This is a genomic window from Phytoactinopolyspora halotolerans (assembly GCF_010550675.1).
Lineage (GTDB): Bacteria > Actinomycetota > Actinomycetes > Jiangellales > Jiangellaceae > Phytoactinopolyspora > Phytoactinopolyspora halotolerans.
This window is the reverse complement of sequence record NZ_JAAGOA010000003.1, coordinates 1-12,094: the sequence shown is the minus strand read 5'-3', so window position 1 is coordinate 12,094 and position 12,094 is coordinate 1. Positions and strand designations below refer to the sequence as shown.

Genomic DNA, 12,094 nt, shown 5'->3' with positions numbered 1-12,094 from the left:
TCTTCCACCGGTGGGGAGGGTGGTTTACCGACGTCCATGGCTACAACGATGACGCATCGCCGCACGCCGCGTCGCCTCGGCAGCACAGACTTTCGCGCTTCGTAATGATTGCCCCGACCATCCCGTGGCTACTCTCACGGCATGTCGCTGAACCCCAGGCGGATGCGAGCCGGCTCGCCGCACGGCGGACACGCCGAGCACATCCTCGTGGTGGCCAAGGCACCCGAGCCGGGCCGGGCGAAGACCCGGCTGAGCCCGGAGTTCGGGCCCGACCAGGCCGCGGCGATCGCAACCGCGGCGCTCGCCGACACCCTGGAGGCGGTCGCCGGTTGCGGGGCGGCGCGCAAGATCATCGCGTTGGATGGGCCGCCGGGGCCGTGGCTGCCGTCCGGTTTCGAGGTGATCGCTCAGGTCTCCGGGTCGCTCAATGACCGGCTCACGGCCGCCTGGACGCATGCCGGTGCTCCCGGCGTGCAGATCGGCATGGACACCCCGCAGGTGACGCCCGAGCTGCTCGAGGATTCGCTTGCCCTGGTCCTGGACGACGCCGGTCCCGGCGGGCAGGCGGGCGGCGGTACCGACGCCGCGCTCGGGCCGGCCGAGGACGGCGGGTGGTGGGCGCTCGCCTTGCGGCGTCCGCATCCCGAGGCGTTCCGCGGGGTTCCGATGAGCCGGCCGGACACCGGCCGCCGGCAACGCGATCAGTTGTCCGCGCTCGGCCTCCGCGTGGTCGACCTGCCCACGTTGCGCGATCTCGACGACATCGACGACGCACGTGCGCTCGCGCGGATCATCCCCGGTTCGCGGACCGCGTCGGCCGTCGCAGCGGCCGACGCCGCCGCAGCGACCGGGACCACCGCGGCAACGGCGGCAACCGCGGCAACCGGGGCTACGCCGGCGGTCGAGGCCGTCGGCGGCCGGAGCGAGGAGTCGCGGTGATCGACGTCGTACTTCCTGTCCTGAACGAGCGGACCGCCATCCCATGGGTGCTGGCGCGGATGCCTGCCGGATACCGGGCGATCGTCGTGGACAACGGCTCGGACGACGGCTCCGCCGAGGTCGCGACCGCACACGGTGCAGCGGTGGCGCACGAACCGCAACGAGGTTTCGGGGCTGCGTGTTACGCCGGGCTGGTCGCCGCGACCGCACCCGTGGTGTGCTTCATGGACTGCGACGCCTCACTCGACCCGGCCGAACTGCCCCGCGTGGCGGACCCGGTGCTCTCCGGCGCCGCCGATCTCGTCCTGGGCGCACGCGTCCCGGACGACGACGGCGCTCTCGCCACGCACAGCCTGCTCGCCAACCGCTACCTCGCCCGGCAGGTCGAGCGCACGTGCGGGGTCACGGTCAGCGATATCGGCCCGATGCGCGCCGCGCGCCGGGACGCTCTGCTCGCGCTCGGCCTGCGGGATCGCCGGTCCGGGTGGCCGCTGGAGATGGTACTCCGCGCCGGCCAGGCCGGCTGGCGCGTCCAGGAGGTTCCGGTCCGTTATCGGCGCAGGGTCGGCCGGAGTAAGGTCACCGGTACGGTCCGCGGCACGCTACGCGCCATCGTGGACATGCGCACGCAGCTGCGCCGGGCCCGGGCGGCGGCGCAGCGAGGTCGCCCGGGCGGCATCTGGCGAGGAGGTACCGCGTGAACGAGGAGACTCAGGTGAGCGGCGACCACGAGGGTGAGACCGCGCCGGCCGGACGAGCCGGAGCGGCCGGAGTGGCCGGAGTGGCCGGACCGGTCGCGGATGTCGGCGTGTTCGGGGGCTCCGGCTTCTACACGTTTCTGGAGGACGCCCGTAGCGTCGAGGTCTCGACGGCCTGGGGTGCTCCGTCCGGCCCGATCACCATCGGACGCGTGCCGATCGGCAGGGCCGGCCTCGCGACCTCCGGAGACGACCATGTCAGCGCCGATGACGACGTGCGGGTCGCGTTCCTCCCCCGGCACGGCCCCGATCATCGGCATCCGCCGCACCGGGTGAACTATCGCGCCAACGTGGATGCGATGCGGCAGCTCGGTGTGCGCGCGCTGGTGTCACCGTTCGCGGCGGGATCGTTGCGCCCGGAGATCAAGCCCGGCGACTTCGTCGTCGTCGACCAGTTCGTCGACCGCACCTCCGGGCGGGCGGACACGTTCTACGACCAGTTCGACGAGGGGCCCCGGCACGCGCCGCTGGCCGAGCCGTACGACGCGAAGCTGCGGGCCATCCTGCTCGACGCGGCGGCCGCGGCCGGTGTCACCGCGCACGACGGCGGCACCGTGGTGGTGACCAACGGTCCCCGGTTCTCCACCCGCGCGGAATCCCAGTGGCACCGCGCCGCCGGCTGGCATGTGGTGAACATGACCCAGTACCCGGAGGCCGCACTGGCTCGCGAGGCCGGTATCCCGTTCGCGGGCATTGCACTCGTCACCGACTACGACGCCGGTCTGGACGAGGCCCCGGAGGTGGAACCGGTCACTCAGGAGACGGTCTTCAGGGTTTTCGAAGCGAACCTGGATCGGGTGCGTGAGCTGCTGTTATCCGCCATCCCTGCGCTGGCTCGCCGGTGATCTCAACAGGGGCGACCGGTCGGCTGGACATGGCGCGGGCGCCGCGCCCCTGGCGCACGCGACCGCGCTCGCGTTCATAACGATGGCGTAACATGGGTATCGGTTCCCCACCACCTCCGCATCGGGGGTTCCGGTAGCCCGTTCGCACAACGCGGTGTGAACCGGTGTCTCGTCCGCAGCACGCGATCAGGAAGCAGCAGGTTGTCCGCGCACTCGACCCTGTCCCGCCCGTCGTCATATCGCCCTTCCTCGTACCGCAAGCCGGACAGCTTCTACGGCTGGCACATCGTGGTCTACTCGACCATCGCGCTGGCGGCTACCGGCCCCGGCCAGACCGCGGCGGTGTCGGTCTTCATCGATCCGATGATCGCGGACCTCGGCGTCTCCCGGTCCGCGATCTCCACGGCTTATCTGATCGGCACGCTCTGCGGGGCGGTAGCCATGCCGTGGGTCGGCCGGGCACTGGACCGGTTCGGTGTGCGGCGCACCATGGCGGTCATCGGCGCCGTGTTCGGCGCGGTGTTGATCGCGCTGTCGGCCGTCACCGAGATCGTGGGGCTGACCGCCGGATTCGCCGGGATCCGCATGGCCGGGCAAGGAGCACTGGGGCTGACCGCGACCACCGCGACCGCCCTGTGGTTCGCCAAGAAGCGTGGCTTCGCCACCGGCATCGTCTCCGCAGTCGGTGCCATCGGCATCTCGATGACACCGCTGGTGATGGAGGGGTTCATCGCCAGTCATAGCTGGCGCACCGCGTGGCTGGTGGAGGGTGTCGCCATCTGGCTGGTGGTGATCCCGATCGCTCTGCTCGGCATGCGAGACCGGCCCGCTCAACTCGGTCAGATCCCCGATGGTGCGCGCAAACCCGAGGACGGCGATCGGGCACACGTCGAGTGGGGCGCGACGCTCGCTCACACGGTGCGGTCGCCGTATTTCTGGGTGGTGACCGCCGGCGTCGCGGCCTGCGGCCTGCTCTCCACGGCCGTCAACTTTCACCAGATCAGCCTGCTCGGCGAGCGCGGCCTGACGCCCGGCGAGGCCGCCGGGAACTTCCTCTGGCAGACGATCGCCATGCTGCTGGCCACATTGGCCACCGGCGCACTGGTCGACCGAGCGCACCCACGCTGGCTGATCCTCGCCGCCATGGCGCTGCTGACCGGCGGGTTGGTCCTCGGCGCCTACGTCACCCCCGGCCTGACGGCGGTAGCCTTCGGTGCACTCCTCGGTGCTGCGGGCGGCTCGATGCGGGTGCTGGAGGCGGCCACCTTCCCGCGCTACTTCGGCACCGCACATCTGGGCTCCATCCGCGGGATCGTGGTCTCGGTGTCGGTGGGCTCCACCGCGTTCGGCCCGCTGATCTACGCCACCGCGCATGACTGGACCGGATCGTATTCCGACGTGCTGGTGGTGACGGCGGCCATCCCGGTGGCCATCGCGCTGGCGGCACTGGTCGTCAAGCCGCCGGTACTCGAAGCCGTGCACCGGATGCACGGATGAGCCGAGGCGCCGCCCAGGGTAGCCTTCGCGCGTCTCGCCCCTCGCCGTATCACAACCGCTCGGCCGCACTAGTGTGTGGGCATGAGCGACGCACGACCGCTGCACGAGTTGATGGATCCGGGCTGGGCACAGGCCCTGGAGCCGGTAGCGGGGCAGGTCACGGCCATGGGCGAGTTCCTTCGACAGGAGATCGCCGCCGGTCGTTCCTATCTCCCCGCGGGCGAGAACATCCTGCGAGCCTTCGGCACCCCGTTCGACGACGTGCGGGTACTCATCGTGGGACAGGATCCGTATCCGACTCCGGGCCACGCTGTCGGTTTGAGCTTCTCGGTGGCGCCGGATGTTCGTCCGCTGCCGCCGAGCCTGGTCAACATCTTCACCGAGTACAGCAACGACCTCGGCCTCCCGACTCCGAGCACCGGCGACCTGTCCCGATGGGCCGACAACGGCGTGCTGTTGCTCAACCGGGCGTTGACGGTCGCTCCACGCCGTCCGGCGTCGCACCGGGGCAAGGGCTGGGAGACGGTGACCGAACAGGCGATCCGGGCACTGGCCGCTCGGGAAAGGCCTTTCGTCGCCATTCTCTGGGGGCGCGACGCCCGCAATCTGGCGCCGCTGCTCGGTAACACACCACTCGTTGAGTCGGCGCATCCCAGCCCGATGTCGGCGCACAACGGCTTCTTCGGCTCCCGCCCCTTTAGCCGCGCTAATCGCCTCTTGAGTGAGCTCGGAGTGGAACCGGTCGACTGGAAACTACCCTAACCTGATCGGCTAACGCCGGGCATACTCACCGGCGCAGATGCTCACGGTTCGGAAGGGCCCTTTGACAAATAGAGCGAACATCGTATGCTGCGGGTCGCGGGCACAAGGTGGTACTGTTTCCGCGGTTGCAGTAACAGTTCCTCGTACGTCCTTGATGAGCCCGTGGATTGTTATAGCGGGCGTTTTTCGCTTCTCTGTGCCTAGCACGGTAGCGGGAGACGGCAGCAGCAGCCGGAGTCGCAAGGTGCGGCTCCAACACACCGTCCCCTAGGAGGACAAAGCACATGGCACAGGGAACCGTCAAGTGGTTCAACGCCGAGAAGGGCTTCGGCTTCATTGCGCAGGACAACGGCGACGCCGACGTCTTCGTGCACTACTCGGCCATCCAGATCGACGGCTACCGCACGTTGGATGAGAACCAGCGGGTGGAGTTCGAGATCACCCAGGGCCCGAAGGGGCCGCAGGCCGATCAGGTTCGCCCGATCTGACGTACTGGCCTGGTTCCATGCCGGTTGTTCACCGCGCTGGCCTGCTCGGATAACCGACACAGCCAGCCCGCTCAGGGCTTCCGGCGCCAGCACTCGACCCAGGGCCCCCTTCGGCAGCAGGGGGCCCTGGTGTGCTCGCACACGTGTACAGACCGGACCGGCCGCAGACCCCTCCGGGACAGCCGGAAATGGCCGTCAGCAGGCCTCGTATCGGCATTCGGACACCGTTTCCTAACCGATACTATTCTGTTACGCAAATGAAGACATTCCGGGACGGTACCGAAAATCTTCCTCCCGACGGCGTTGCTCGTGCAACATTCCGGAGGAATGCGTTCGCTTTCCACCGCAACGCTTCAGATGAAATCCCGGCAGTGCCACAAGAGCCTTATCGTGATGTTGCCGAGAGCCTAGTGAGACCGCTTCTATAAACTACCGGCGCGTAATACCCGGGCCCGGGTCGCCTCTTCCGCGGCACCCGCCATAGGGGCGGAGTTGCCCATCGACTTTGCCGATCTTGATCATTCACTCCCTCGATCCCCAACCGTTGACCCTCGTTGGGCTCGCCGTCGTGTGGCCGCCCGACACAGCGGCGACACCTGCGTGCGCCGGTGGTCTTTGCTGCGGTCATCCGCGGGGTGATAATGAACGCAGACGGCACTGGAAGAGGAGCCGATCAACGTCATGACCTGGCATAATGAACCGAAGAGTCACAGCGGCGGAGCGTTGCTGACGATCGCCCACCGGGCGGCGAACGACGTGGACACACTCCGGGCCGCGCTGGATGCGCGAGTCGACCTGGTCGAAGCGGATGTCCGGCTGTTCAAAGGCACTCCGGAGGTCCGGCACACCAAGACACTCGGCCCCAGACTCCTCTGGGAGCCAGGGGAGCTGATCCGCCGGGATGCGTTGGAGGTACCGACGCTGTCCGAGGTGCTCGAGTCGCTTCCCGAGGACGCACACCGGCTGATGCTGGACCTGAAAGGCTTCCGGCCGGGCCTGGCTCCTGCCGTCGCCGCCGCGCTGCGCGAACACGCCCCTGGCGTGCCGGTCACGGTGTGCACACCGCATTGGTGGATGTTCAAGGCGTTCGCCGATCTTCCGCACATCCGGACCGTGCTCTCCGCGGGCAGCTGGCCGATGGTCGAGCGGCTGCGCGAACTCGTCCACAAGGGCCAGCCGGCGTGGCCGAACCAGCGGCGCGTATTCGGCTGCTCGGTCCATCGCACGTTGCTGACCCCGGAGATCGTGACGGAGCTGCGACGCCGCGTCGAGCACGTCATCACCTGGCCGGTCGACACGGCCGAGGATCTCGCCGACGCACGACGCCTGGGCGTGACCGGGGTCACCGGCAAGGACCTGGAGCTGCTGCAGTCGCTGCACACCAACCGCTGACCGGTCACACCTACCGCTCCGGACCAGCTCGCCCCACTTGACAATCGTTGCTCAGCATCGAATACTCGAAGTCGAGTAATTGACTCAGAGCACTCGGGAGCGAGCAATGGCAGCGCGACGGCTGAACAACCCTCTGGCGTTGGCCGTCCTGACGCTCCTGGTCGAGCGGCCCATGCACCCGTACGAGATGTCCAGCACCCTCAAGGAGCGCAGCAAGCAGGAGAGCATCAAGCTCAACTACGGCTCGCTGTATTCGGTCATCGAGTCATTGCTCAAGCGCGGGCTGATCGAGGTGCAGCAGACCACCCGGGAGGGCAAGCGGCCCGAGCGGACCGTCTACGCGGTCACCGATGAAGGCCGGGACGTCATGGTGGACTGGCTCAGCGAGCTGCTCAGCACACCGGCCAAGGAATTCCCCCAGTTCGAAGCCGGCCTGTCGCTCATGCCCGCGCTCGGGGTCGACCAGGCGATCGCTCTACTCGAGCGCCGCCTGGACCAGCTGCGCCGGCAACACGAAGTCGGCCGCCGCATGCTTCGTCAGGCATCGGAGTTGGGCCTGCCGAGGCTGTTCTCGATCGAGCACGAATACGAGCTTGCCCTGCAGACCGCGGAGATCGAGTTCGTGGACGAGCTGCTGGACGAGCTGAAGTCCGGCGCCTTCCCGGGCGTTCAGATCTGGCGCCGCATCCACGAGCTCCGTTCGACCGGCCTGTCCATGGACGAGGTCGATGCCAGAATCCGCGACGAGTTCGCCGAGGAGTATCCGTGGCTCGATGAACAGTGACCACGGCGGCGAACAGCCGCCGGGAACACAAAACGGCCCCTCGCGGGGTGCGCCAACACCACCGCAAAGGGCCGCCGTCATCCCAGGAGACCGATCCCGCTCTGCCAGACCTGCCTCATGGACCTGCACTCCTCAGGATAGGTCACGCAGATCCGGGCCTCGGCTCCTCCCCGTCCGGCCGTCACCGGCCGCACACACCAGGAGAGGATCCATGCCCACATTCGACAAGAGTCACACGGCGCCGCCACCCACCGGATCCGGTGCCGCCATCCAGGCCGTCGAGCTGACCAAGACCTACGGGAAGGGCGATGCCGCCGTGCGGGCGCTCGACGGTGTCACCTTCTCCGTGCCCGCCGGCACCGTCTTCGGCCTGCTCGGACCGAACGGCGCCGGCAAATCGACCACGACGAAGATCCTGACCACGCTCGCCGCCGCGGATTCCGGCACGGCCACCGTGGCCGGTCACGACGTCGCCCGGGAGGGAGCCGCGGTCCGGTGCGCCATCGGCTATGTCCCGCAGAAGCCATGCTTCGACCCCACCGCCACCGGCCGGGAGAACCTCACCTTGCAGGGCCGGATCCACGGCCTCCCCGCCCACGAGATCAGGCAGCGCTCCGACGCGCTACTGACCAGGTTCGGCCTCACCGAGGCCGCGGACCGGGTGAGCAAGACCTGGTCCGGTGGCATGCAGCGCAAGCTCGACGTCGCCCTCGCGTTGATCCACCGCCCGCAGGTGCTCTTCCTGGACGAGCCCACCACCGGCCTGGATCCGGAGGCACGGGCGGAGATGTGGGCGGAGATCTCCGGCCTCACCGCAACCGAAGGGCTGACCGTCCTCCTCACCACCCACTACATGGAAGAGGCCGACAACCTCGCCGACCAGCTGGTCATCGTCGATCGGGGCCGGGTGGTCGCCTCCGGGAGCCCGGAGCAGCTCAAGGGGACGCTCGACGGCGACACCATCGAGGTTCAGCTCGCCGATCCCACCGCGCGCGACCGGGCCCGGGCGGCGGTCGGATCCGCCGACGGCGTCCGCCAGGTCAGCGTCGACGACGCGACCCTGCTGGCCCGCGTCGGCGACGGGGCGGCCACCCTGCCCCGGGTCCTGGCTGCCCTAGACAGTGATGGCATCGGACTCACCTCGGTGACCGTCGCCCGGCCGTCCCTGGACGACGTCTACCTCCGGCACGCCGGACGTTCGTTCCGTGCCGCCGAGCGCGCGGCCGGCTCCGCCACCGACCGCCCGGAGTTCGCGGAGGCCGCCCGATGAGCACGATCATGACGCACTCGCTGTATCTGACCGGCCGTTCGCTGCGGATCCTCCGCCGGGAGCCGGTCTACCTCGCCTTCACCCTGATCCAGCCGATGGTCTGGCTGCTGCTGTTCAGCCAGTTGTTCCAGCGGGTGACGGATATCCCCGGCTTCGGTGACGTCTCCTACATCACCTACCTGACGCCCGGCGTCATCGTCATGAATGCGATCATGACCGCGAACTGGGCCGGCACGAGCTTCATCGACGACATGAACCGCGGGGTGATGGACCGCAACCTCACCTCACCGCTCAGCCGTGGTGCGCTGGTCAACGGCATACTCGCCTACCAGACGGTGGTGACCGTCGCGCAGTCGCTGATCATCTTCGGTGTCGGCCTGTTGATGGGTGCCCGGTACGACGGCGGGCTCGCCGGCGTGCTGGTGGTGCTGGCCGCGGCGACCCTGCTCGCGATCTTCTTCGCCGCGTTGTCCTGCGCGATGGCGCTGCTGGTCCGATCCCAGGAGTCGCTGATCGGCATGTCCATGTTCCTCGCCCTGCCGCTCACCTTCCTGTCGTCGGTGCTGATGGCGCCGCAGCTGGTGCCGGACTGGGTGGACACGGTCGCGTCGTTCAACCCGGTGGACTGGGCGGCGACGGCGAGCCGGGAGGCGTTGCACGGCGACACCGACTGGAGCGTCGTCGCCGGGCAGACGGCCCTACTCGTCGGCGTCGCCGTCGTCATGGGCTGGCTGGCCAGCCGGGCCTTCCGCGCCTACCAGCGCAGCGCCTGACGCACGCCACCACGTCGATGGATGGATCCCTCCCCGCCATCACATGTCGTTGTCGGGTCATGCCACGAGCGCTGATCGCTTCCGCGCGCCGTCTGTTGTCTTCCGGCGGCTCGTGGAGGCCTTCGGCCCCCTCTCGCCGCCGGAGTGGCATGACCCGCCTAGGCGGCGAGGTCGTCGCGGGGCTCCTCCCACGCCGATGCCCGGCCAAGCCCTGGAGGGATCCATCCGCCGACGCTCACGTTCAGTGCGGCTGCTTAGGCGTGGCCGGAGCTTCCGGCGGTGATCAGACTCCGGATGTCGTCCGGCAGGGTCTCCGCGACCTTCGAGGTCACCGATCCTTGCGTCGCCTCATCGGTGACCTCGAAGACGACCCTGGCCAGATAGGCGGCCTGGGGTTCGTCCGTCGTGGACCGCGCCGCCACCCGGCGGATGAACTCGTCCGCCTCGAATCGCTCGCCCGGAGCGTCGTCGGCGCCGAACGGGACGGTCCTCCGGAGATGTTCGCCGATCTCCTCCGGCAACTGCGCCGCCAGATTGGTCGCCAGCCCGCCGGTCACACGTTCACCCAGCGTCTCCAGTGTCGCGCGGGTCGCCCGTTCCGCGTCGCCGCGCGACGACAGCTGCGCCCGGTGCTGAACATGGCCGATGAACTCATCATGCTGCATGGTCGTCACTCCCGTTCTCACGTTGAGGTGGCTGCCATCCGCCGGGGATGGTCGGGATGCAACGGTTCGGTCGGTCCGCCCGCGCCGTCGGCGAGCCCGTCGAGCATCTCGCGCAGCGCCTCGCGGCCCGAGTGCCGTGGTTCCCATCCGAGCTCACGCCGGATCCGTCCGGCGTCCAGCGTGGGCAGCTGGAGCATCAGATTCAGGAGCGCGTCGTCCGCCCGGGCCAGCCGCAGCCGCCACGCTCCCCCGACGGCCATCCGCGCCGCGACGGCCGGAACCGTGACCGCCCGCGCACCCAGCAGGTCCGCGAGCTCCGCCGCATCGATGACCGGGTCCGCGGCCACGTTGTACGCACCCCGGGCGTCCCCCGTGATCGCCCGGCGATACGCGTCCGCCGCGTCCGCCGCATGCAATGCCTGGAACCGCAGGCCTGCGGGCAGCGGTATCACCGGCAGCCGCCCTCGCCGCATCAGCGCTCTCGGCAGCAACGGCCCGCCGAAGATCCGGCGCTGTTCGCTGCCCGACTCCCGTTTGAAGATGAAACACGGCCGCATCCGCGCGACCCGGATTCCGGGTTTCTTGAGCTCGAACGCGTCGAGGTACCGCTCCAGGTAGGCCTTCTCGCGCCCATACGCGGCGGTGGGAATGCTGTGGGTCGGCCATGACTCGTCCACCTGCCGGCCAGGTGCGGGCGAGTACGCCCCCACCGACGACGCGTACACCACGGCGTCGACACCGGCCGCTGCCGCCGCCTCGAACACGTTGATGCTCCCGACGACGTTGACGTCCCACGTCTTCACCGGCCCGTGGGTCGGCTGAAAGGCCCACGCCAGGTGGACCACCGCATCCATCCCACGGCAGAGCTCGACGAGCCCGTCGGAGCGCACATCCATCGGGACGAAGCGCACCTTGTCCGGTGCCCAGTCTTCGGGGGCACGACGCGCGACGGCGACGATCTCCTCCACGCCGGCATCCGCAGCCAGCGCTTCGATGAGACTCGTTCCGACGTTGCCGGTCGCCCCGGTGAGTAGTACGCGCATGTCCCGGCCGCTACCCAGCCAGCCGGAGGCGAAACCTCGCGTCCGCTTCCCCCGGCGGACGAGCACGGCCCCGTGTTTGCGCCCGAGCGGGCTGGGTAGCCGCCTTGTCGTGAGGTCCTTCGAGGTAGATGTCATGGGGCGGGGAAGCTCGCCCGGTGACCTGACGATCCCTGACGACGCCCGAGGCGTGGTGCTCTTCGCGCACGGCAGCGGAAGCGGCCGGCACAGCCCGCGCAACCAGGCGGTCGCGGCCGCGCTGAACGAACGCGGATTGGCGACCATGCTGACCGATCTGCTGACCGAGGCCGAAGAGCAGCTTGAGGCGACCACCCGGCATCTGCGATTCGACATCGGGCTGCTCACCGAGCGGCTGCTGGTGGCAAGCGACTGGCTGGCCCACGACCCGAGCACAGAACACCTCCCGCTGGGGCTGTTCGGCGCGAGCACCGGCGCCGCTGCCGCGCTGTCGGCGGCCGCGCAGAGTGACCCCGAGCGGGTGTACGCGGTGGTCTCCCGCGGCGGCAGGCCCGACCTGGCGCAGGACGCCCTGGCGCAGGTCCGTGCTCCCACGCTGCTGATCGTCGGCGGACTGGATACGACGGTGCTCGCGCTCAACCGGGACGCTCTCGAGCAGCTGCAGACCGAGCGGGATCTGTCCGTGATCCCCGGCGCCACCCATCTGTTCGAGGAACCCGGAGCCCTAGAAGAAGTCTCCCGGCTCGCCGGCGACTGGTTCGAACACCACGTACCTAAATGAGGCTCTTCTGACTTATCCGTGGGTGGGTTGAGCGTGTCATAGCAGCGCACGCCGTTCTTTCCGGCCTAGGTTTTTGATTGTCGAAGATCAAAACTAGGTGTGGGAGAACGGCGTGCGTGGT

The 12,094-nt window shown here is 68.9% G+C and carries 13 protein-coding genes; 11 read left to right on the top strand and 2 right to left on the bottom strand.

Annotated elements, in window-relative coordinates; translation table 11 throughout:
• Positions 1 to 141: 141 nt before the first annotated feature.
• From G1H10_RS32275 to G1H10_RS04615, 10 genes are all read left to right on the top strand, one after another.
• Positions 142 to 939 (top strand): TIGR04282 family arsenosugar biosynthesis glycosyltransferase, encoded by a 798-nt coding sequence (locus G1H10_RS32275; RefSeq protein WP_216852906.1) that lies wholly within the window; start codon positions 142 to 144, stop codon positions 937 to 939.
• Complete coding sequence (locus G1H10_RS32270; RefSeq protein ID WP_163734380.1) at positions 939 to 1,640, top strand: glycosyltransferase family 2 protein; 702 nt, start codon at positions 939 to 941, stop codon at positions 1,638 to 1,640. Before G1H10_RS32275 ends, G1H10_RS32270 begins: the two co-directional genes overlap by 1 nt.
• 80 nt (positions 1,641 to 1,720) lie before the next feature.
• Positions 1,721 to 2,542 (top strand): MTAP family purine nucleoside phosphorylase, encoded by an 822-nt coding sequence (locus G1H10_RS04650; protein ID WP_163734375.1) that lies wholly within the window; start codon positions 1,721 to 1,723, stop codon positions 2,540 to 2,542.
• A 201-nt stretch (positions 2,543 to 2,743) separates the two neighbouring features.
• Complete coding sequence (locus G1H10_RS04645) at positions 2,744 to 4,039, top strand: MFS transporter (RefSeq protein ID WP_216852903.1); 1,296 nt, start codon at positions 2,744 to 2,746, stop codon at positions 4,037 to 4,039.
• Positions 4,040 to 4,120: 81 nt separating this feature from the next.
• Entirely contained in the window at positions 4,121 to 4,801 is a 681-nt protein-coding gene (locus tag G1H10_RS04640) for a uracil-DNA glycosylase (RefSeq protein WP_163733438.1), read from the top strand.
• A gap of 284 nt (positions 4,802 to 5,085) precedes the next feature.
• Positions 5,086 to 5,289 (top strand): cold-shock protein, encoded by a 204-nt coding sequence (locus G1H10_RS04635; RefSeq protein ID WP_163733435.1) that lies wholly within the window; start codon positions 5,086 to 5,088, stop codon positions 5,287 to 5,289.
• A gap of 681 nt (positions 5,290 to 5,970) precedes the next feature.
• The gene (locus tag G1H10_RS04630; RefSeq protein ID WP_216852902.1) at positions 5,971 to 6,681 is read left to right on the top strand and encodes a glycerophosphodiester phosphodiesterase; all 711 of its coding nucleotides are present in this window, start codon (positions 5,971 to 5,973) and stop codon (positions 6,679 to 6,681) included.
• Between the two features lie 106 nt (positions 6,682 to 6,787).
• The gene (locus G1H10_RS04625) at positions 6,788 to 7,465 is read left to right on the top strand and encodes a PadR family transcriptional regulator (RefSeq protein WP_163733432.1); all 678 of its coding nucleotides are present in this window, start codon (positions 6,788 to 6,790) and stop codon (positions 7,463 to 7,465) included.
• Between the two features lie 211 nt (positions 7,466 to 7,676).
• Positions 7,677 to 8,735, top strand: a complete 1,059-nt coding sequence (locus G1H10_RS04620) for an ATP-binding cassette domain-containing protein (RefSeq protein WP_163733429.1) — start codon at positions 7,677 to 7,679, stop codon at positions 8,733 to 8,735.
• The gene (locus tag G1H10_RS04615) at positions 8,732 to 9,508 is read left to right on the top strand and encodes an ABC transporter permease (RefSeq protein ID WP_163733426.1); all 777 of its coding nucleotides are present in this window, start codon (positions 8,732 to 8,734) and stop codon (positions 9,506 to 9,508) included. Before G1H10_RS04620 ends, G1H10_RS04615 begins: the two co-directional genes overlap by 4 nt.
• Before the next feature lie 254 nt (positions 9,509 to 9,762).
• Here the strand turns inward: G1H10_RS04615 and G1H10_RS04610 are convergent, their stop codons facing one another.
• Positions 9,763 to 10,173, bottom strand: a complete 411-nt coding sequence (locus G1H10_RS04610) for a DUF2267 domain-containing protein (protein WP_163733423.1) — start codon at positions 10,171 to 10,173, stop codon at positions 9,763 to 9,765.
• A 17-nt stretch (positions 10,174 to 10,190) separates the two neighbouring features.
• A complete protein-coding gene (locus tag G1H10_RS04605) occupies positions 10,191 to 11,216 on the bottom strand; it encodes an NAD-dependent epimerase/dehydratase family protein (RefSeq protein ID WP_163734367.1) in 1,026 nt (341 codons plus the stop codon).
• 133 nt (positions 11,217 to 11,349) lie between these two features.
• On the opposite strand from G1H10_RS04605, the gene G1H10_RS04600 reads away from it, so the two are divergent.
• A complete protein-coding gene (locus G1H10_RS04600) occupies positions 11,350 to 11,973 on the top strand; it encodes a dienelactone hydrolase family protein (RefSeq protein WP_163733420.1) in 624 nt (207 codons plus the stop codon).
• Positions 11,974 to 12,094: the final 121 nt, after the last annotated feature.

Excerpts from the sequence above, each read along its gene's own strand:
- G1H10_RS32275 (WP_216852906.1), top strand. The coding sequence starts at position 142 with ATGTCGCTGAACCCCAGGCGGATGCGAGCCGGCTCGCCGCACGGCGGA.
- G1H10_RS04640 (WP_163733438.1), top strand. The coding sequence starts at position 4,121 with ATGAGCGACGCACGACCGCTGCACGAGTTGATGGATCCGGGCTGGGCA.
- G1H10_RS04635 (WP_163733435.1), top strand. The coding sequence starts at position 5,086 with ATGGCACAGGGAACCGTCAAGTGGTTCAACGCCGAGAAGGGCTTCGGC.
- G1H10_RS04630 (WP_216852902.1), top strand. The coding sequence starts at position 5,971 with ATGACCTGGCATAATGAACCGAAGAGTCACAGCGGCGGAGCGTTGCTG.
- G1H10_RS04625 (WP_163733432.1), top strand. The coding sequence starts at position 6,788 with ATGGCAGCGCGACGGCTGAACAACCCTCTGGCGTTGGCCGTCCTGACG.
- G1H10_RS04620 (WP_163733429.1), top strand. The coding sequence starts at position 7,677 with ATGCCCACATTCGACAAGAGTCACACGGCGCCGCCACCCACCGGATCC.
- G1H10_RS04615 (WP_163733426.1), top strand. The coding sequence starts at position 8,732 with ATGAGCACGATCATGACGCACTCGCTGTATCTGACCGGCCGTTCGCTG.
- G1H10_RS04610 (WP_163733423.1), bottom strand. The coding sequence starts at position 10,173 with ATGCAGCATGATGAGTTCATCGGCCATGTTCAGCACCGGGCGCAGCTG.
- G1H10_RS04605 (WP_163734367.1), bottom strand. The coding sequence starts at position 11,216 with ATGCGCGTACTACTCACCGGGGCGACCGGCAACGTCGGAACGAGTCTC.
- G1H10_RS04600 (WP_163733420.1), top strand. The coding sequence starts at position 11,350 with ATGGGGCGGGGAAGCTCGCCCGGTGACCTGACGATCCCTGACGACGCC.